Annotated in this window: 21 protein-coding genes and 1 riboswitch; of the genes, 3 read left to right on the top strand and 18 right to left on the bottom strand. The window is 31.9% G+C overall.

Going from position 1 to position 21,878, the window contains the following annotated elements; translation table 11 throughout:
• The first annotated feature begins 48 nt into the window (after positions 1–48).
• Complete coding sequence (locus tag KDK92_RS08275; protein WP_250858761.1) at positions 49–1,719, top strand: flavin monoamine oxidase family protein; 1,671 nt, start codon at positions 49–51, stop codon at positions 1,717–1,719.
• 126 nt (positions 1,720–1,845) lie between these two features.
• On the opposite strand, the gene KDK92_RS08270 is transcribed toward KDK92_RS08275, so the two are convergent.
• From KDK92_RS08270 to KDK92_RS08255, 4 genes are all read right to left on the bottom strand, one after another.
• On the bottom strand, positions 1,846–3,360 hold the full coding sequence (locus KDK92_RS08270) for a hypothetical protein (protein ID WP_250858760.1): 1,515 nt from the start codon (positions 3,358–3,360) through the stop codon (positions 1,846–1,848).
• Between the two features lie 166 nt (positions 3,361–3,526).
• Positions 3,527–3,691, bottom strand: a complete 165-nt coding sequence (locus tag KDK92_RS08265; protein ID WP_250858759.1) for a heavy metal transport/detoxification protein — start codon at positions 3,689–3,691, stop codon at positions 3,527–3,529.
• Between the two features lie 107 nt (positions 3,692–3,798).
• Positions 3,799–6,237: a heavy metal translocating P-type ATPase gene (locus KDK92_RS08260; protein ID WP_420852334.1), complete on the bottom strand. Its 2,439-nt coding sequence runs from the start codon at positions 6,235–6,237 to the stop codon at positions 3,799–3,801.
• Between the two features lie 23 nt (positions 6,238–6,260).
• Positions 6,261–6,530 (bottom strand): metal-sensing transcriptional repressor, encoded by a 270-nt coding sequence (locus KDK92_RS08255; protein ID WP_250858757.1) that lies wholly within the window; start codon positions 6,528–6,530, stop codon positions 6,261–6,263.
• A gap of 291 nt (positions 6,531–6,821) precedes the next feature.
• On the opposite strand from KDK92_RS08255, the gene KDK92_RS08250 reads away from it, so the two are divergent.
• Positions 6,822–7,862 (top strand): hypothetical protein, encoded by a 1,041-nt coding sequence (locus KDK92_RS08250; protein WP_250858756.1) that lies wholly within the window; start codon positions 6,822–6,824, stop codon positions 7,860–7,862.
• Positions 7,863–7,880: 18 nt separating this feature from the next.
• A complete protein-coding gene (locus KDK92_RS08245; protein WP_250858755.1) occupies positions 7,881–8,141 on the top strand; it encodes a CD3324 family protein in 261 nt (86 codons plus the stop codon).
• A 61-nt stretch (positions 8,142–8,202) separates the two neighbouring features.
• Here KDK92_RS08245 and KDK92_RS08240 read toward each other — a convergent pair whose 3' ends face one another.
• From KDK92_RS08240 to KDK92_RS08175, 14 genes are all read right to left on the bottom strand, one after another.
• Positions 8,203–8,952 (bottom strand): alpha/beta hydrolase, encoded by a 750-nt coding sequence (locus KDK92_RS08240; RefSeq protein WP_250858754.1) that lies wholly within the window; start codon positions 8,950–8,952, stop codon positions 8,203–8,205.
• Between the two features lie 229 nt (positions 8,953–9,181).
• Positions 9,182–10,474, bottom strand: a complete 1,293-nt coding sequence (gene murA / locus KDK92_RS08235) for a UDP-N-acetylglucosamine 1-carboxyvinyltransferase (RefSeq protein ID WP_250858753.1) — start codon at positions 10,472–10,474, stop codon at positions 9,182–9,184.
• A 237-nt stretch (positions 10,475–10,711) separates the two neighbouring features.
• Positions 10,712–12,040: an amidophosphoribosyltransferase gene (gene purF, locus KDK92_RS08230; RefSeq protein ID WP_250858752.1), complete on the bottom strand. Its 1,329-nt coding sequence runs from the start codon at positions 12,038–12,040 to the stop codon at positions 10,712–10,714.
• Positions 12,033–13,346, bottom strand: coding sequence for a phosphomethylpyrimidine synthase ThiC (thiC, locus tag KDK92_RS08225; RefSeq protein WP_250858751.1), 1,314 nt, complete (start codon positions 13,344–13,346; stop codon positions 12,033–12,035). The genes purF and thiC overlap by 8 nt, the downstream gene beginning before the upstream one ends.
• A 256-nt stretch (positions 13,347–13,602) precedes the next feature.
• Positions 13,603–13,724, bottom strand: a riboswitch (TPP riboswitch).
• A gap of 53 nt (positions 13,725–13,777) precedes the next feature.
• Entirely contained in the window at positions 13,778–14,839 is a 1,062-nt protein-coding gene (locus tag KDK92_RS08220; protein WP_250858750.1) for an endonuclease/exonuclease/phosphatase family protein, read from the bottom strand.
• Between the two features lie 16 nt (positions 14,840–14,855).
• Positions 14,856–15,470 carry a hypothetical protein gene (locus KDK92_RS08215; protein WP_250858749.1) on the bottom strand — a complete coding sequence of 205 codons (615 nt, stop codon included), beginning with the start codon at positions 15,468–15,470 and terminating at the stop codon, positions 14,856–14,858.
• Between the two features lie 20 nt (positions 15,471–15,490).
• On the bottom strand, positions 15,491–16,165 hold the full coding sequence (locus KDK92_RS08210) for a polymer-forming cytoskeletal protein (protein ID WP_250858748.1): 675 nt from the start codon (positions 16,163–16,165) through the stop codon (positions 15,491–15,493).
• A 160-nt stretch (positions 16,166–16,325) separates the two neighbouring features.
• On the bottom strand, positions 16,326–17,045 hold the full coding sequence (locus tag KDK92_RS08205) for a polymer-forming cytoskeletal protein (protein WP_250858747.1): 720 nt from the start codon (positions 17,043–17,045) through the stop codon (positions 16,326–16,328).
• A gap of 16 nt (positions 17,046–17,061) precedes the next feature.
• The gene (locus KDK92_RS08200) at positions 17,062–17,712 is read right to left on the bottom strand and encodes a YhbD family protein (protein WP_250858746.1); all 651 of its coding nucleotides are present in this window, start codon (positions 17,710–17,712) and stop codon (positions 17,062–17,064) included.
• A 38-nt stretch (positions 17,713–17,750) separates the two neighbouring features.
• Positions 17,751–18,581: an ABC transporter permease gene (locus KDK92_RS08195; RefSeq protein WP_250858745.1), complete on the bottom strand. Its 831-nt coding sequence runs from the start codon at positions 18,579–18,581 to the stop codon at positions 17,751–17,753.
• An 11-nt stretch (positions 18,582–18,592) separates the two neighbouring features.
• Positions 18,593–19,417, bottom strand: coding sequence for an ABC transporter permease (locus tag KDK92_RS08190; RefSeq protein ID WP_250858744.1), 825 nt, complete (start codon positions 19,415–19,417; stop codon positions 18,593–18,595).
• An 8-nt stretch (positions 19,418–19,425) separates the two neighbouring features.
• Positions 19,426–20,487, bottom strand: coding sequence for an ABC transporter ATP-binding protein (locus KDK92_RS08185; RefSeq protein WP_250858743.1), 1,062 nt, complete (start codon positions 20,485–20,487; stop codon positions 19,426–19,428).
• 13 nt (positions 20,488–20,500) lie between these two features.
• The gene (locus KDK92_RS08180) at positions 20,501–21,220 is read right to left on the bottom strand and encodes a polymer-forming cytoskeletal protein (RefSeq protein ID WP_250858742.1); all 720 of its coding nucleotides are present in this window, start codon (positions 21,218–21,220) and stop codon (positions 20,501–20,503) included.
• Positions 21,221–21,482: 262 nt separating this feature from the next.
• Positions 21,483–21,629 carry a hypothetical protein gene (locus KDK92_RS08175; protein WP_250858741.1) on the bottom strand — a complete coding sequence of 49 codons (147 nt, stop codon included), beginning with the start codon at positions 21,627–21,629 and terminating at the stop codon, positions 21,483–21,485.
• Between the last annotated feature and the right edge of the window lie 249 nt (positions 21,630–21,878).

Below are 21,878 nucleotides of genomic sequence, written 5' to 3'. Positions count from 1 at the left end.
GTTATTTTTAAAATATACTATTATAAAGCAATTTTGGAGTTAATTCTATTGAATACTAATAATATACGAAACAATAATATTTCAAATCCTACTGATAGTGAGCGATACGAATTGCTTGAAAAACTTCTTGAAATGAGAGAGAGAAAAGAAGATCTTCCTGATATACTGGATACTTTATCTCCACCTGAAGATATCACATGCATATGTCCTTCTGGCTATGGTAAAGAAAAAAACATAAACGTAGCAATTCTTGGTGGTGGCCTAAGTGGACTTACTGCAGCATTTGAACTTAGAAAATTAGGAATTAATGTCACCTTATATGAGGCAAAAGACAGATATGGTGGAAGAATTTATACTCATTATTTTGATAAGGAAAAACTCTATAGAGCTGAGCTAGGTTCTATGCGTATCCCTCTTGCCCATGAATGTGTATGGCATTATTTAAATCTATTTAAAATTCAAACTCGTTCTTTTCTTTATAAGAATATAAACGGATTCACCTATATAAAGGGAGTTCGTCTTCGTGGTGATATTCAAGGTAAAGAAGCCATGGAAAAAATTTATCCTCTATTTAACTTAAAAGAATGGGAGAAAAAGGTTCACTGGAATAAGATGTTAGATGACTCATTAGCAAGACCTTTACTCTCATTAACCTCTTCCGAACGCAAAGAGATTTTACAAATAAAAAAAGAGTATTCTTTTAAATACAATACACTCTGTCAATATACTTTACGTCAAATGCTTATTAAAGGCTATTTGAGTGAAGGTGCTATAGATTTAGTTTCTTCTTTTTCTCCCTTTGTAAGGTTTTTGCAACCTTATAGCTACTCTGAAACCCTACATGATGAATATCCAGTAGATTTTTCACAATATCTCGAACTAAAAGATGGAATGATTTCCTTCATTGATGTTTTCTTAGAAGCACTTAACTCAGATAATCATTTTTCTTACGGTGTTAGTCCTGATAACCTAGGTTATATGACACTTAAATTAAATACTCCTATTGAGAAAATATCTTGGTCTGAAGGAAATAATCAGGTTACTCTTAGTTATAAAGAAAAAGACCAATTCATCAGCAAAAAATTTGACTTTGTTGTAAATACAATACCTTTTACAGTACTCCGAAATTTGGATATGAGTGATTTAAAATCAAATATAGCAAGTCAATCAATAAAAGAACTAAATTATATAGATGCTCTTAAGGTTTTTATATTGTATAAACGAAGATTTTGGGAAGATTTAGGGATAATAACAGGCTCCTCCTTAACTGATTTACCTAATGGAGTACTATATTATCCTAGTGACCATTATTATAGCGGAATAAAAAATCCTAATGAGCCTGGTGTTTTATTAGCTTGCTATAATCTAGCTCTTGAAGCAACAAAACTGGCTTCTCTGGGAGAAAATAAAATAATAGAGTATATGAATAGAAACCTTGAGAATATTCATGGCTTACCACAAGGCACCTTAGATAAGTATGTTTTAGATTATAAGATATGTCATTGGAATACCCAAAAATGGATAGGTGGTGCTTTTGCCTTCTTTTATCCTGATCAAAAGCGTACCTTCCTCTATGATCTTACAGAACCTGAATACGACAATAAGATGTTTTTTGCTGGAGAACATGTGTCATCTACACACGCTTGGATGCAAGGATCTATAAAAAGCGCCCTAGATGCTTCAAATAAAATTGCTAAATTAATTACTAAAAGATTCTAACAGAAGTTTTTCTTATGAATCAAAATTTGTAGGCTATATGGGCATGTGAAAAATCTTTAATTTTCTATAGAATAAAAAGGTAGAAATCCACTAACTTATAACTGTAGATTTCTACCTTTTATTTGATTATTTTTTTAAATATGTCCAAACGAAGAATACAACCATTATTATATCAAATAATATTGCCCAATTTGCCTGTTTCTTTACTTTACCCTTTTTAAATATTGCCATAGCAGCCAATATTATTGATATTACAACACATACTATAGCGATTATGGTAACTGTAGCAGGTTCATTAATCTTTGTCCATCCAAGTATAAGTGGGATTTGACACATTCCTATTGTTGCTAATCCTAGAGCAAATAAACCTAACCAATTGAATTCCCTTACTTTCCCAATCTTCAATAACTTGAAAAGTTCGTATGGATCCCCTTCAACTATTTCTTCTTCCTTTATCCCAAATGGAGTACTCTTCTTAGATAACACAGATACGATTATCTCTCCATCCTCCATCTTTCCAACCACAACATTCTTTTTCTTGAATACGTTTTTCAAGATACCATTATCTATTACAATATCATCATTCTCATCTATTCCAATACTTTTAATTCCCTTCATATTCTTTCTCATAGAATAAACTTGAAGGATTGGATAAAAAATACTAAGTATTCCAACCACTATAATTACTGTACCAAGAACTTTTGATTCAGCAAGAAAGCTAATAATACCCATAGTTATTGCTGTGAATATAAAAAGAATCAACGATACCCTTGAAAATTGCATTTTAAAGCTTCGTTTAAAATCATTTCTAAATTTATTCTTAAACCTAACTATGTTTCTTATCTCATATGTATCAACTTTATTTACTTGTGTTTCTTCTTCTATTTCTTTTTCTTGAACCTTACTTACTTTAATATCTTCATCTTTTTCTATAATTTCTATCTCATTATTGTTTTCTATTTCTATATCATTATTGTCTTCTTTTTTTATCTCATTATTAACTTCTATTTCTATTTCATTCATATCATTCTTTTGTTTTTCCTCTTCCATCTCGTTCTCCTCAATATTGTCATTTTCTTCAATATCGTCATTCTCCTCAGATACAATCTCATCATCTGAATCAGCTGACTTTTCATCATTTATTTCCTTCTCTACTTCTATATTTTCTTCATCTTCATATTCTTTATTCAAATCTACTTTTATATTATTTATTAACTCACCAATCTCCCCCTCTACTACTCCTGTTTTATACAGTGGTAACTTAGTATTTCTTTCATTAGAATTTTTTATTTCTAATAAATAAAAGTCTTTGTTCTCTTCAATTGTGACTATGTCTATGGTATTTACATTAATTACTCCCATTGGATTCTGTACTTTGAGTTCTTTTCCATCTAATTCATACGTAAGTTCTAATTTATCCCCTTTAATTTTTCTTAATATACTAAAGATAAAAAGTGCTGATATAACCAAAAATGCCAGTGAAAATATTAATATTATTAACCCTTCATTTCTTCCCATGAAACTTAAAACTAATCCAATAATAACTGCTCCCCCAAAGAAAAATTTCCTCTTTCCTGAAAATATCATATTAAAGTTATCCATGATTAAATCTTTCTTAGTTTTACAAATATGTACCTTCATTTACATCTCTCCTCCCCCAAATTCTGTAAATGCTTAGAATTTTGTCTCATATGCCTTATATAGATTATATCCAATTTTTACACATAAATAAACCACAAACATATTTATCTATTTATAATATGTCTGTGGTTCTTATTTAAGCTTGACTAAGGTGTATTCCTAAATATTAAATTTCACTTGTATCTGTTACATCATAGCCAGCATCATATACTGCATCATTTATAACTTCATCAGATATAGATTCAGGTACAGCTATAATAGCCTCTCCTATTTTAATGTCTTCAACTTTAATTCCTTCAATACTCTCTAGTGCCCCTCTGACACGTCTCACACAAGAGCCTCATGACATACCTTCAATTAATAATTTTTTCTTCATTTAAAACACCTTCCTTTTAATATTTAAATAAATTTATTATTTAACCTAAGAAATTTAACGGTCTAACTTGGTTTAAAACCTTTCAATCTTAATGCATTTGAAACAACTGAAACAGAACTCAAACTCATTGCAGCTGCAGCAAACATAGGATTTAATAATGGTCCTCCAAATATATGAAGTACTCCCATAGCTATTGGTATACCCACAATATTATATATGAATGCCCAGAATAAATTTTCTTTAATATTAATAACCGTCTTCTTACTCAACTCTATTGCTGTCGGTACATCCATCAAATCACTTTTCATAAGAACAATATCCGCTGATTCCATTGCAACATCTGTACCAGATCCAATTGCTATACCAATATCAGCCTGCGCAAGAGCAGGTGCATCATTTATTCCATCTCCCACCATTGCAACTCTAGTATTGTCATTCTGTAATTTTTTCACCTCTTCAGCCTTATGCTCTGGTAGCACTTCTGCAAGAACTGTATCTATTCCAACTTGTTTAGCAATAGCATGTGCCGTTCTTTTATTGTCTCCTGTTATCATGGCAACGCCAATACCTATTCCATGAAGTTTTTCTATTGCTCTTTTGCTACTTTCCTTCACAGTATCAGCTACAGCCACCACCCCAGCAATTTTTTCTTCAATAGCAATATACATTGGAGTCTTTCCTTCTGAAGCTAACTCTTCTGCTCTATTCTTTAAACTTTCAGCCTCTATATTTCTATCATTCATTAGCTTGATATTACCAAATAGAACTTTCTTTCCATTAACTAATCCTTCTATTCCATGGCCTGGTACGGCTTTAATATCTTCACCATTCCAAAGTTCAATCTTCTTTTCATTTGCTTCTCTCACAATAGCTTCTCCTAAAGGATGTTCTGATCCTTTTTCAATTGAAGCTGATATTTTCAAAATATCTTCATTTGAATATTCTCCGTGAGCTATTATATCTGTAACTTTAGGTTTTCCTTCTGTTATAGTTCCTGTTTTATCAAATATTATATAATTCAATTTATGTGCTGTTTCAAGTGCCTCTCCACTCTTTATCAACACTCCATATTGTGCCCCTTTACCTGTCCCAACCATTATAGCAGTAGGTGTTGCCAATCCTAAAGCACATGGACAAGCAATAACTAATACCGCAATAAATATCTTTAATGCAAAACTTATACTATATCCAGCTATTAACCAACCAAGTCCTCCAAGTATTGCAAGTGTTATTACAGTAGGTACAAAATATCCTGATATTATATCTGCTAATTTTGCTATAGGAGCCTTTGAACCTTGTGCTTCTTCAACAAGTTTTATAATCTGTGCTAAAGCTGTATCTCCTCCAACTTTAGTAGTTCTGTACTTTATTACCCCATTTTTATTTATACTTGCTCCAATCACCTTGCTATCAACGCTCTTCTCTACAGGTATGCTCTCACCTGTTAGCATAGATTCATCAATACTAGTCTTACCCTCAGTAACTACTCCATCTACAGGTAGCTTTTCTCCTGGCTTCACCATAATGATATCTCCAACCTCAACATCATCTATGGAAATCTCTTCTTCTATTCCATCTTTAATTATTGTTGCAGTCTTAGGTTGAAGTCCCATAAGCTTTTTAATTGCTTCTGATGTTTTACCTTTTGATCTAGCTTCTAAGGATTTTCCTAAAGTTATAAATGTTAATATTCCAGCTGCTGATTCAAAGTATAATTGCATCACATATTCAGTATTACCCAATGCTATCTGAATTACTGCAAATATTCCATATAAATATGCTGCTGAACTACCAATAGCTATTAATGTATCCATATTAGGACTTCTTCTAATTAAAGATTTAAATCCAATCTGATAAAACTTTTTCCCAACTATTAACACTGGTGTTGTCAATATAAGCTGAATTAATGCAAAGTTAAGTGGATTACTATGCACATCTATAATCTCAGGCATTCTAAATCCTATCATATGTCCCATGGATATGATCATCAAAGGTATAGTAAATCCAAGAGAAATCTTAAACCTACTCCAAAGACTATTAATTTCCTTATTTTTCTCCTCAGCATGAACATCCTCTTTTATTTCATTCACAGCCTCAAAGCCTGCTTTTTCTACTCTTTTCTTTACATCCCCTATTCTCACAATCTCAGGATCATATGTTATAGTCATCTTTTCACTTGCAAGGTTAACCTGACAAGAATTTATTCCTTTCATCCTTTCAACTGTTCTTTCAACTGTCCTTGAACAAGCTGCACAGGTCATTCCTTTTATAGAGAGAATTTTAACTTTCTCATCTTCTTTAGCTTTAAACCCTGCTTTTTCAACTCTTTCAATTATGTCTGACTTCTTTAAAATCTCAGTATCAAAAGATACTGTCATCTTATTTGTTGCAAGGTTTACACTTATCTCCTGTACACCTTTCATTCTTCCTACACTTCTCTCAATAGTCCTTGAACAAGCAGCACATGTCATTCCTTCAATGTTAAATGATTTTCTTTTAATATTGCTATTTTCCATATTAACACCTACTTCCCTGTAATTTTACTGATTATATTCATAACCTCATCTATCTTTTCATCTGCTTTATCATTATTCACAAATGCTGTCCTCACACAGCAATTCATATGTTGCTTTAATATAAGCATATTAGCTTTCTTTAAAAGACCTTGTGCAGCAATTATCTGGTTTGATATATCAACACAGTATCTCTCATCCTCAATCATCTTAATAATGCCTTCAATTTGCCCTTTACAAGTCTTTAATGATTGAAGTGCTTTCTTTTTTTCATCATTCATTTATATCAACTCCTATTGTTTACTTAATTTATATTTTGTATATAAACCTCTAAAATTATACCCCCCTACCCATGGGGGGTGTTACTTATATTAAACACCTTTCATTTAATAATGTCAAGAAAAAGTTTAGTGTTTTACTCGGAATTAAAAAATATATCAAATCTAAGATGGTGGTTTTGGTAAAGAATTTTTATAACTGTTCTGGGGATAGAATATGCAATAATTACCTGTTAAAATAAACTCATAGAGAAACAGCTGTTATATCTGATTAATTTAAAGGGGATGAAAATAATGAACTATATTAGTAAAGAATTAAATGATTGGGCGATAGATAAAATAAAAAAGGAATTTCCTGAGGATGTAGCTTTGTTAATTGGACATGAGCACTGGAAAATTGCACCTGATGGAAACGAAATAGCATTTAACTTTTTCGTACCTTCCACAGAAAGAGGATATGACTTATCTCAGACATTTATAATTGATGATATTGGTTATGATTTATTTCCAATGTCATGGGATAGATTAGAAGAAATTGCGAATTTAAATCAAAGTCTTACAACATGTTTGGCAGATGGAGTTATATTATATGCACGAAATGAAGAAGATAAAGAACATTTCATTAAACTACAGGAAAAATTACAGAATAATCTAAAAGATAAGAATTTAACTTATATCAAAGGACTTGAAAAGATTAATAGAGCAATGGAATTGTTCCAGAACATGCTTTTTGAAAAATCTCTGAGCGGTATACGTAAGGCAAGTGGTTTTGTTGCTCATTATTTAGTTGAAGCAATCGCTGCTGTAAATGGCTCATATTTAAAAAGAGGTCCTGAGAATATTATAGCTAAACTAAGTGAATTAGAAGAAACTCCTGATCTATTTATTGGATTGTATGAAAATCTAATTACAACAAAAACCATAGAAGAATCAAAAGATATTTGCTATAAAATGTTGGCCTCAACCCGTGATTTCTTCAGTATAAGAAAACCCGTGAAAAAAACACAAGTAAAAGAGTATGATTATAAATATTTAGCAGAATGGTATCAAGAAATAACTTATTGGTTCCGTAGAATCTATTACTACTGTGATATGAAAGATACATCAAACTGCTTTGCATGGGGATGCTCAATGCAAAGAGAACTTGATTTTGCCACAGAAGAATTCGGACTAGAGACAATGGAACTTATAAATACTTTTAATTCCCAAGATTCAAGCGTCTTCCGTAAACGTGCAGAAGAGATTGAAAAGTATATTGTCTCTGAGATTGAAAAGCATAATGTTAAAATACAGAAATTCAAAAACCTTAATGAATTCTTAAAGCAAAATGGCTAGGAGAGAGGAGGCAAATAAATGAAATATTTAAATGCTTCTGATATATTACCTGACGAACTCCTTAAAGAAATTCAAAAATACACTCAAGGAAAAGCCATATATATTCCTAAAGATAATGAACGTAAAAAATGGGGAGAAGGTTCTGGAGCCAGAAGCTATTATGAAAGACGTAATGAAGAAATACGAATGAAATTCACCAAAAATAATGTACCTATAGAACAACTGGCAAATGATTATTGCCTTTCTGTACAAACCATACGTAAAATATTGTATAAATAAATTAAGGGAACCTTTGGTTCCCTTAATCATTTTCAGTACATTCCCTTTTTTAAAGAAATTATCATTCTATGTATTTACTATACCAATCACAGGTAATTTCAATAACTTTGTCCCAATCATTTCGAATGCCATGTTTTGCATTTTTAATAATTTCAAGTCTTGAATTATGTTTCATCATATTAATTGCTCTCTTTGACCGTTCTAATAACTGTACTTCTTCTTCATCTTCACTATTATTTCCATGAAAAATAAGTATAGAACAATCAACATTTCTAAGTAATTCCTTCTGATTGATTTCCTTAAAATCCATCAAAGTCTGTTTTGTAATTTTATGCATTCTATCTGTTCCTAAATAAAAGAAGCCTTGTGTATGCAAATCATTCATCTGTTTTTGGGAAAAATAATCATTCCAGTCATAGTCCATCCTATCAGTCAATGCACCAACTAAAACCATTGTTATTACTTCTTTTCTGTAGCTTCTTAAACATGCTAAAGTTCCAAAACTATTCCCAAATAAGCCGATCTTTGTATATCCTTTTGATAAAGCAAAGTCAATAGCAGAATTTAAATCATCTACTTGATTTTTTGATGTTATAGCATCGTCATCACTTTCCCCACATCCACTAAAATCAATTGCTAAAGCATCATAACCAATATTGCTTAAATCTTCTGCTAAACTATCAAATCTACCATTTGATAATTTATTATTAGTAAATCCATGAGCCATTATGATTAATGTTTTTGAACCAACACCATATAAATTTCCAACAATTTTTAATCCCCTAGAATTATTAAAATTTATCTTCTCCATCATATTCCCCTTTTTTTCATATGATAACTAATTTTTATAGAAAATTATATCATATAGTGAATGGTGCCACAATATTGAAATATAAGAAATACACTAACTTTAATAAAGTATATATTCAACACAAAAAGGGAATCCATTAAAAGATTCCCTTAATAAGCATTATTTATAGATCAATAAAATGTAAATTTACACGTGAGTGAAAATCAACCTTCATTATACATTAAGTTTTTTAAGCTGTTTCTATTTCACATTGTTTTTCAATTAAATTTTCTTTATATTCTATTTTTCCACCTAAGCTTTGGAATACTTCTACAACATCTGGATAGCCTCTCTCAAGATGTTCTATTCCAGTTATATATGTTGTACCTTCTGCCATCATACCTGCAATTATCAATGAAATTCCAGCTCTTATATCTGTAGCCTCTACCCATTCTCCTTTGAGATTATGCTTCCCTGGAATAATAGATCTTCCTTCTTTTATTATTATACCAGCTCCTAGTTTATTTAGTTCATGACAATGTCTAAACCTATTAGGATATATCTTCTCAGTTATCTGAGAATCACTATTAGCATTGATTAAAAGAGCAGTCATAGGCTGTTGTAAATCTGTAGCAAATGAAGGATACATACCTGTTGTAACCTTAATTCCCATAGGTTGATTTATAACTTTATTCCTTATATAATCTTCACCGATTTCAAACTCCATACCAGCTTCTTCAAGTTTACTTATTATAGACATCAAATGCTCAGGAATTATATCTTTAACCTTCACACTTCCCCCTGTAGCACCTGCTGCAATTAATAATGAACCTGCTATCAATCTATCTGGAATAACTCTATGAGTACAACCCCCAAGTTTCTCTACCCCATCTATTACTATTGTATCTGTTCCTGCACCTTTTATCTTAGCTCCCATTCGAGAAAGCATCATGGCAAGATCCACCACTTCTGGATCTCTAGCTGCATTTTTCAGTATAGTTCTTCCCTCCGCTAAAACAGCAGCCATGAGTATATTCATAGTAGCTCCACTAGTTATCACATCAAAATATATTTTATTACCTATTAGTTTTTTTCCCTTATCTAAATAAACAACATAATGATCCTCTTTATATAAAATATCCGCACCTAATGCTTGAAATCCTTTTACATGTTGTTCTATAGGTCTTGAACCAAAGTTGTCTCCGCCGGGATATCCTATTGAAACCCTTCCGAATCTATGAAGAAATGCTCCAATAAAATAATATGACGCTCTATATCTTGAAGATTTAACTGGACAAATATCTCCACTTAAAACCTCTCCACTATTTATATGTAGATTCCCATCTTTATTCATATGTTTAATATTGATATCATCATATATATCTTTTATAACTTCTACATCTAATATGTCTGGTACATTTTCTAGAATAACATCTTCTCCTGCCATGCATGCTGCTGCAAGTAACGCTAATGAACTATTTTTCGCTCCTGGCACCCCAATTTCACCATTAAGAACACTGTTTTGCACCTCATATCTTCTCATTTATATGCTCCTTTCAAAACCAAACTTCATACTCGACTTGATTAATATATAGGAAACTTTTCAATTTCATAAAAAATGAAAAATTCAAATTTTCTCCACAAATTAAAGAAGCTACATGGTAGCTTCTTTAATTATAATTTTATTATATCATTTAAAAGATTTTGAAAAAGTTACAAAAATGATACAATTATGATATTTTGTAATATTAAATATTCTCCTCCATTATAACCTTTCAAATTAATAACATTTTTTACATATTTCTATACACCCTAGAGCTGTTTGAAATCCTTCTACAGATAAATATTGAATTGAATCCACTTCTAAATATTTTTTAATTTGATTTTCATTCATTCTCCCACCTAAAAGTTCTTTCTTTGATGGTGTAGATATTCCTAGAACACATGGCTCCTTTATAATTGGAGATGCTACTTTCAAATGAATTTCCTTCGGGTCATATTTCCTTATCTCTTGTATCAAAACTTTCATTGTATTTCCTCTTACTATTGAATCATCAATAAGAACAATACTTTTTCCTTTAAAAACCTCCCCAATGGGAATTAGTTTCTTTCGTACATTATCTCTCATCTTGCTCTTATCATTATTAATGAAAGTTCTACCTATATATTGGTTCTTAACAAAGCCAATTTCAAATGGTATACCAGATTTCTTTGAGTAACCTAATGCTGCTGGTATCCCTGATGATGGAGCTCCAACAACTAAATCATATTCTTTATGATCACCTTCACTCCAGAGCATTTCTCCCAAGGCTTTTCTTGCATTAATTATCCGTTGATTTCCTAAGATTGAATCCTCTCTTGAAAAATATATGTATTCAAAAGAACATAAAGCCCCTTTCACCTTTTGGAATGGAAATATACTACTTACCCCTTCATCTGATATTATTACCATCTCACCTGGTTGGATTTCTCTCTCTAACTTCCCTCCAATGGCATGAATTGAGCAACTCTCCGATGATACAATATACTTTCCATCTAAAGTCCCTAAAGATAAGGGTCTTATCCCTTTGGGATCTCTTATTGCAATGAGCTTCCCTTTCATTAACACCAAAATTGCATATGAGCCACGTACTTCTTTAAGAACCTCAATAAGGATATCCTCTATATTTTTAATTACACAAGAACTATTCATTCTCACTATTATTCTCTCAAGTATTTCCTTTGTATCATTTTCACATTCATAATCAAATGCCACATTACCATTATGACATATTGCTATTCTATTATCCTTATCCACAAATGGATGGGCATATTCTATGGAACTTTCACCCTTAGTAGAATATCTAACATGCCCAATAGTAGCTTTTACTATATTCTTTTCTTGATGATTTTCCTGGAAAACTCTTTGTACTAAGCCCATGCCTTTGTGACAATTTATCTTTCCATCTTCTACAAATGCAATTCCAGCACTTTCCTGACCTCTGTGTTGAAGATGATGCAATCCTTCTATGACTAGGTGAGTGAGTATTTCATCTGCTTTTTTACTCCAAATACCAAATACTCCACACTCCTCATTAATTTCCCTACTATTTATCCACAACTTAATCATCCTCTCTGAGGATATTTATGTTCTTTCCTTCCATAACTTTGTTCATATTTCTAACTGCACACATTTTCCCACACATTGTGCAAGTTTTTTCATCTTCTGGCATTGAACTTTCTCTGTATCTCCTAGCCTTTTCTTCATCAATACATAGTTTGAACATTTCTTCCCAATCTAAGTTATTTCTAGCCTTACTCATTTTATTATCCCATTCTCTAGCTCCTTTAATTCCTTTTCCAATATCCCCTGCATGAGCAGCAATTTTAGAAGCAATTATTCCTTCCTTCATATCATCAATATCAGGTAATCTTAAATGCTCAGCTGGAGTAACATAACATAGGAAATCTGCTCCATTAGCTGCTGCGATAGCCCCTCCTATAGCACTAGTTATATGATCATATCCTGGTGCTACATCCGTTACTATAGGTCCAAGAACATAGAAAGGTGCTCCATGACATAATTTCTTCTCTAACATCATATTTGCTTGGATCTCATTTATCGCCATATGTCCAGGCCCTTCTATCATTACCTGCACATTCTTTTCCCATGCTCTCTTAGTCAATTCCCCTAGGGTCATAAGCTCCTTTATTTGAGAAGGATCCGTTGAATCTTCTATTGCTCCCGGTCTACATGCATCACCTAAGCTCAAAGTTACATCATATTCTTGGCAGATATTTAATAACCTATCATACTGCTCAAAAAATGGATTTTCTTGCCCATTTAGTTCCATCCAAGCATATAGAATACTTCCCCCTCTTGATACAATTCCTCCTAATCTAGGATTTCTCTTAAATATATCAGCAGTTTCAAGATTCATTCCTGCATGGATTGTCATAAAGTCCACACCATCCTGAGCATGCTTTTCAACTACTCTAAATAAATCATCTGCTGTTAAATCCTTAAGTTCTTTATCATAAAATCCAACAGCATCATACATTGGCACCGTACCTATAATAGCTGGCGAATAATCAATAAGTTTCTTTCTAAACTCTTCTGTCTTTCCATAGCAACTAAGATCCATTATAGCTTCAGCCTTCATATCAATAGCAAGTTTAACCTTATCAAATTCCTTCTCAACATCACAACAATCCTTTGAAATCCCAAGATTAACATTTATTTTTGTTCTAAGTCCCTCTCCTATCCCTTCTGGATTTAATGATTTATGATTCTTATTTGCAGGTATAGCCACTGTTCCTTTTGCAACTCTCTCTCTCAAGAGTTCAATCTGTATATTTTCTTTTTCTGCTACCTTTCTAATTTCCGGTGTTATTATTCCCTTTTTAGCTGCATCCATTTGAGTTGTATAATTCATTCTTATTCCTCCTATATTCTTTAGGTGTAGAACAAAAAAATCCTACACCCAGTTTTTTTATCTAGGTACAGGATTATCATTACTCTCATAACTCTACTTTGTTTATTGTTTAAGTAATTCTCTAAGAAACTTAAGCAAAATAAAAAGGAAGCTAGTGCTTCCTCATAATGCTTAGATTTAATATTATCTCAGAGTATAAACTGCACAATAGTTACTATATTAAAAGTGCACTCTCACTTAAGTTCAATACAATAAACAATTAACAGTGGTTCTTCCCTACGCTAGTATTATCTAAATCAGGTTATGAGGGTCAGAGTTATTCTCTATCTCAGTCCATCAAAGTAATTCATACTTTTCCAAACACCCCTAGAACGTAAATCTTATTAAATTTTCAGATTAATTATAACATATCATACAACATTTAACTATGTTTATTTTAATTTAAATTTCATGACTACTGGATTATGATCGCTATATTTAAAATCATACTCTAAATTTTTCACCTGAATCACATCAATATTATTTGAAATTATAAATCCATCAACCACAGCTTTAAAGCTATTCTCATCATATGGTCTACTCAAACTCCTTGCAGTTGGAGCGCTTTCATCAAAAATCAACTTTGTTTGGTTTAATAATACTTCCTCTGGAAAATATTCAAATCTCTCAGGTTTCTTTTCTTTTGAATTAAATGTTATATTCTCAGAATTGAAAATGAGATTAAAATCTCCTCCAATTATTATATAATCCCCTTTGTTTAAGTGAGATTCAATATGTTCATTTATAAATTCCAATTGCTCTCTTCTCACCTTTGCTTTTTCATCAAAAGCGGAAAGATGAATGTTAAGGACAACTAATTTCTTACCATTCTCAGTTAATATAACTGATTCGAGCATAGCCCTATCATGCTTGAATGCCTTTGTTGGCCACTTGATATTATCTGGCAACTTATATCGCTTACTCTCTTCTATATTAAATTTACTAAAAGTCATTATACTACTCTCTATTTTCCCCATTGGTTCTTTTAAGGGTATAGGTACATATCCTGATTTATGTGTATATGCCGAAACCGAATCCATTTTTTCAACAGTATTCCTTATCATCTGAGTTTGATCCATATATCTACTTCTCTTTGAATCTGAATCTACCTCTTGTAAGAGTAAAATATTTGAGTCAATATTATTTATTTGTTCAATAATATGTTTAATATTTTTCTCTACTGTTGATTTTTCCACTAGAGATGTTCCTTCACCACCACACATATAGAAATCTTGTTTTCTATCTGTTCCACCATATCCAATATTATAAGAAGTTATACTAATCTCCTTATCTATGGGTACTGCCCCTATGGTTGCGTCTTGATTAATATCAACTGTTATAACATCCTTTGGCTTGTAATCAACTACTACTGTAAAAATAATAAATAAAGCTATCAATGCTCCTGTGAATATGAGAAATATTTTAATTAATATTGGAATAAGCCTCTCTTTCATATTCTAACTCCTAAGTCTATTTTTTAAAAAGATTTATAATACTTCTGAATGCATCTCCTGTAAGTGGTATAAGACCCCATCCATAATTTCCAATTGCAATTATCCCTATAACCTTATATCCTATAGCTATAACTCCAAAGGACGCATATCCTAAAGCTATAGCTCCTATGCTAAGGTTGGATAAAGTGATTCCACCTACTGCTGCTGTAAAGCTTGCAGCTATTCCTCCTACTGCTATATGTTGAGCAGCAGCAATTCCCCCTGCAGCTAACCACTTTGCTATGACTATTCCTCCAGCCGATAATAACCCTAGTCCTATTCCTCCTAATGCTAATAATCCAAGGGCTATTCCACCTAATGAAATTCCCCCAATGGCAATTGCCCCCATTGAAAATAATCCAACTGCTATATCGCCAATTGCAATAAGTCCTACTGCAATTTTAGGTCTACGGGATGATTTATTATAAGTTATGTTAAATCCATTTTCATCAGATATAGAACCATTACTTCTCACACTAACAATTGGTAAATATTTTGAAGGCCATTGATAATCAATTTCCTCGTTTCCCCATCCAAGCTTTAATTTTTTCCTTATCTTATACCAAATTTTATTGTATGTTCTCTGAAACATAGTTATCCCCCCCATATCAATTACAATTTAATTATTTCGCTAACTTTTGAATTCTCATTCACATTTAACTCACCTGAATATTCAATAACCTGTATATGACACTTTTCCCCTATAGTTATATTCTTACCTCTAACAACCTTTGCTATTGTAGATTCCAGATAAATATTATCCCCCTCTATTGAATCAACACTTAATGTAGCTCTCTCAGAAAATAAACTATTAAGAAATCCTTCAAATCCTGTTTTTTCTATAAATGATACTCTTATCTCTTCACCAACAACTTCATCTACTCTACATTTACCTTGTATTTCAATATTTACCTTGTCAGCATTTATATATTCTTTTATTGAAAATCCACCACTAGCTCTAAATTCATCACATTCACAGTTTTGAATCTTTTTAACCACTCCGCTAATTGATATTTTATTCCCCTTTAAGGTTCCTTTTGCTCTTACCGCACCTGATATATTTATATTTTCACCTAATAAATTCCCTTCCACAGTTGTCGCTCCGGAAATCTTTAAGTTCTTACATTCAACATTTCCTTTAATCCTTGCAGCCCCACTTACACTAATATCTTCACATTCAATATCTCCATCCACACTACCAGCTCCGCTTATAGATACATTTCTGTATCTACCACCTGTAACCTTTCCTGCACCTGCTATGCTGATATCCCCGATCTTTTCATTCATGTGATCTTCCTCCCAAATTTCTTTTAATCTTATATTTACAATAAGATATACTTATTTATTAAGGGATTGTTTTAAAATAATTTCCACTAAAGTTGTTTCAAAAAGTGCAAGAACCACTCACATTTTTGAAACAAAAGTGGAAATAATTTTTAAGCCAACCCTACAGCTTAATCTTCTCCCCTACCTCTGCATCTTCGTGTATATCCAGTGTATCGTAATATTCCACTTTTGCTATTTTACATCCAGCCCCGATATTAATGTTTTTTCCTCTCACCACACTACTTTCTGTATATTCTATATCTATCTCATTTCCCTCAATGCTCTCACACACAAAGCTTCCTCTTCTGAGTGCCTTTGAGAAAATTTTAAGAAGAGAATATGTTTCTCCTCTACTTATAGTGATTTTTTCTCCCCCAAGTTCCTTACTCCAGCTCTTTCCATCCAACTTTATATCTATATTTTCACCATTAATTAATCCATCAACTTTGCATGCTCCATTTATAATTACATTTTCACCCTCAACATCACCACCAGCAGTTAAAGATCCAGATATTTGTATAGTATTAAAATTCATACTACCTGCGATTTTTGTACCACCACTTATTCTTATTTCTTTCCCACTCATATTTCCTTCTATTGTTGCTGAACCACTTACCTTCCCAATTTCGCATTTTGTATCTCCAATAATTTTACATGAACCACTTATCTTAAGCTCATCTGTATATATATATCCATCTATACTTGCACTCCCACTTATTCCAATTATCTTACATCTTACATCTCCATCAATCTTCCCACTACCACTTATTTTTACGATATTATATTCCCCACCGGCAATTGTACCAGATCCTGAAATTTTTACATCTCTAAGTTCACTCATTTCAATACCTCCTGGCTTAATCTTCCTTTAACATTAATGAATTACTTGTTACCTTAAGTTTCAATTCTTCCAAATTTGATATTATATTTTCTTTATGAACTTCCTTCATTCCTTCATCAACAAAATATTGTATACCATTTTCTATTATAATTATCATTGGCACCCCAAACTTTCTGAATAATATAATATTGAAATTCTTCTTCTCTAACTTCTTATAATTATATTCCAGCTCTTTTATTATATTCTTCCCTTCTTCTAAACTTACCTCCCCAGATTTCATAAATTTTTCAAGTATAAACATATAAAGTATTTTCTCTAAAGAAAAAGCGCTTTCATCTGCATGTATCATCTTATATATATTTATAGTAAATTCACTTACAATTCCTTTCTCCATTAATTCCTGATCTTTAAGAAATATATTTTGAAGTTTCGGTTCAAACATGTTAGCTATTTCATCTAAAGATAACCCATCCTTCATATTTACTATCCTATCTATTCTGGCTAATATCTTGTCTTTTGGGAAGAAAGTCTCTTGTCCTGTAAAAGATGATTTTTTTATAAACCACTCTTCTGGTATTAGTTTTTTTCTCTTCCATCTATATAATTGGCCATATGAAATTCCTGTAATCTCTAAAAGTTCTTTTTTTGATACTAGATTATCACTCATTAATAATCAACTCCTTAAAATATATCTATTCATATTGTTTAGTGTTCACTTAGCAACCCTTTGTTCCTTGCACTTTTTTCAACTTTGTTGAAGACTAATATTCCTATGCACCAAAATAATATGGCACTAATTAATAATATCATAATTTCAATTCTTAGTGGATATAGAGATTTCTGCTTTAAAAGAAGAGCTCTCATCCCATCATAAACATAAGTTAAGGGTATTCCTAAGGATATGAACATTACCCCTCTTCCTAAAACCTTAATTGGAAAATAACTTCCTGATAGCCCTCCAATTAAAAAATTAGTCATATCAATTATTGGGTTTGCATTCTTTGCTAATAATACTAAAGAGCCTACTATTAAACCTAAACCTATCATTGCTATCATACCTGGGATAAAGAATATAATTGCTGATAATATATTACCGTTGATAGTAAATCCAAAAGCGAAGTGACATATTATCATTGTTGTTATAACTTCAATAGTTGTAGTAAAGAAATAATACAATGACTTACTAATTAATAGTGATATTCTACTAACTGGTGCAGTCCAATTTGACACTAACACACCTTGTCTCATCTCTTCTTTTATTGAAAATCCCATAGACCAAAATACTGCACTTACATATCCAGACACCATAAATCCCACAACTAAGAAACCAATATAATCTGATGTTCCAGTGAATTTTTGAAATCCAACTAAATCGCCACCTGAACTAAATGCTTTACCCATGAAGTAAAATGGTGCTAACCATATAAGGGGTTGTATAAATGACATTATAAAATTAACTGGATATCTAGTATACATCTTGAAACTCATTATAAATCTAGCTCTATATAGAATCATTTTTCTTCTTAATTTTTCCACAAATTTCCCTCCTAATACCTTCCCAGAGATCCTTGCATCTTCACCTTACTCTCTGTATAAGTGAAACATAACTTTCCAAGGATTACATATATCATTCCCACACCAACTGTCATAAGTATAATAGGTACTGCTTCTGAAATGCTTTTTCCAAATACCATAAGTTCTCTTGCAGCTTTAATTCCATATGTGAATGGAAGTAATTTTGCCATTCCCTGCATCCATACTGGTGTAATTTCAACAGGAAAACTTATCCCACATAATATCATAACTAAACCTCTTACCACATTTACTGCTGCATTGCTTTCTTTAATCCATAACACTAAACTTGCAAAGCATGATGCAAAACCATATACACCGGGTATCATAATTAAAAATACTAACACCCAATGAAAAATATTCCCTGTAAAATTAGCCCCATATATAAATCTATATTCAATAATAGATATGAGACACATAAAGAAAGCCATACATATAGACATTACCCCTGCTCCTGATAACATATCTATTCTATTAACTGGACATAACCAATTGGACTCTAATGTACCTAGCATCTGTTCATTTCTTAAATAACTTCCAAAGGTCCACATTATAGTATTAACCCACATCCACATCATGGTTCCTATAACTATATAACTGATATACTGATCAGTCCCTGTAACCTGAGCAAAGATTTCAAGACCACTTCTATCAGGACCAGCTAATCCTAATGCGCTTAAAACATAGGTTAGAGGCATAATCAATGGCCATAAAATCATCTGTATAATCCAAGTAGGATATCTCACAAGCAATGTGAACTCCTTCTTAAATACTGCCATAATTGTTCTTATCCTTTTCATATCTCCACCTACTCTCTCAAACTTTTCCCAGTGAGATCAATGAAAACATCTTCTAGAGATGGTTCCTTAACATTTACACTGAGTACTTTGCACTTATTGCTGTGGATTTTATCTAAAATCTTCTGAATTATTACTTGTCCGTCAACATGATGTATTATCAACTGAAATTTATTTTCTTCCTCATTAAATTTCCCAATAACATTTTCAATATCCTCAATCCCCTTAATTTCATCAATTAATTCCTTACACTCTTTATCTACATCAATATTTATTTTTTTTACCTGTCCTATGCTCTTTTTCAAATTTTCAGGTGTATCAAGAGCTATTATTTTCCCATTATCAATTATTGCTATTCTATCACTTAATAGATCAGCTTCTTCCATATAATGTGTTGTAAGAAGTACCGTCCGACCTTCCTCCTTCAACTCCATAATTATCTCTCTTAAGTTTATTGCTGCCTGAGGGTCTAACCCCAATGTAGGTTCATCTAAAAGTAATACTGGCGCATCTGCAATCAATGCTTTTCCCAATGCAACCTTTTGTTTCATCCCTGTAGAGAACTTTTCAACAACAATGTCAGCCTTTTCTTCTAGCCCTAATCTTTTAAGCACCTTATCTGCTCTTTCTTTAGCCTTCTTTTTTCCCATACCATAAAGAGCTGCAAAATACTCAAGATTTTCTCTAGCAGTAAGTTTCCAATAAACACTTCTGTCTCCAGCTAAAACTGTACCTATATTTTGTAGAGCCTTTATTTGCTCTTTATCTACATCAATTCCATTAACATGCACATATCCATCGGATGGTCTTAAAATCCCTGTAATCATTTTTATTGTAGTTGTTTTACCAGCACCATTTGGCCCTAATAATCCAAATATTTCACCTTTCTTTATATTAAATGAAACCCCATCCACTGCCACAAATTTTTCAACCTTAGCTTTTTTAAAAAGTTTCTTTTTCTTTGAAGTAAATTCCTTTCTTATGTTACTTACCGCAACAGCAATATTCACTGATTCCTCTTCTTTTTCAATAGCCCTAACCCCAAGCTTATCTTTTCTTAATACACCCTCCATTTTAATTCCCCCATTATAACTTAATAATTTTCTCCACTTTAGAATCATCATCAATCTGAATTTGATCACTATATTCTATACTCTCAATCTCACACCCTGGACCAATAACAATGTTCTTTCCTCTTATTGTATTTGCTTCAGTTTTTTCAAGATATATCTCATCACCTTCAATAACATCACATTCAAATTTTCGTGATCCCTTACCTCTAAAAAATGCTAGTGATTTGAAACCTTCAGTACCTGCTCCTCTAACTATAACTCTACCTGCTCCAATGCTTCCAACCTCACAATTTCTAATAACTTCTATATTTACTTCATCAGCAATTAGTTCTCCCCCAACGGTAAATGCTCCTTTACCGTTGAAGATTTCACATTCACAATTTCCATCAATATCACAACTTCCATATATTCCAACTTCTGTACCCTCAACATCTCCTCCAATATCACTTGACCCTGCTATCTTTAATGATGAACATTTAATATTTCCACTAATATCACCTGAACCGTTTATTGAAACATCAATTCCGTAGACATCTCCATCAATATCTCCAGAACCATTAATCTTTATAATCTCACTCTTAAGGTTTCCTTTTAAATCTCCTGATCCCATAACCCTATAAGATCTACACTCTACATCTCCATTAATATCTCCTGAACCCATTATTGAAATATCTCTATAAACCCCACCTGTATTATCTCCACTACCAAACACTTTTAAATCTCTTCTTTCCATAATAGCCTCCTGTAACATAACATTGTTTCGTGTTATGTCTATTTTTTTAGGATATCCTTTTGATATCCCCCTTACTTAAATATTTTTTTAAAGTTATGTACCGAATTCGCAGCGAAATATCCCCTACGAATTCTATATTATATTAAAAATATGCCTTCGATGTCTGATTTGGCTAGTTCTACCCCAAATTCATTATTCACTCACTAACTTTTAATTACCTATGAATGCTTAGTTACATTTCAGCGTAATGTTTACCATTGGATTAAAACATTATCCTATTAAAATTATACTTAACTTCTCTGTCCAATTCTCTTTTTAATTCTTCTTTATACATGGGATACTCAGTTGAGTAGAACTGTTTTAGCACATCATTATTTGTAATTACATTCATTTTCTCTTTTCTAAACATCTATTTCCCTCCTTAAATTTTCATACCTTTTATTTATATTCAAACCTTTAAATTGTGTTACAATTTTCTGTTGTTTTTTTGATCATTTATTTATCCTGAATTTAATTTCTTATTTACTATGATTTGATTGTAACATAACATTGTTTCGTTGTAAAGGTATTTTATTTATATTTTTTATTATTTTTTTCATTTTTTTCCATTCATTCCATTACTAAAGCTCCTATCTCCGCCCTCATAGCGATTTTATCT

This window comes from Oceanirhabdus seepicola (genome assembly GCF_023684385.1).
Classification (GTDB): Bacteria; Bacillota; Clostridia; order Clostridiales; family Clostridiaceae; genus Oceanirhabdus; species Oceanirhabdus seepicola.
This window is presented reverse-complemented; position numbering and strand designations above follow the sequence as displayed.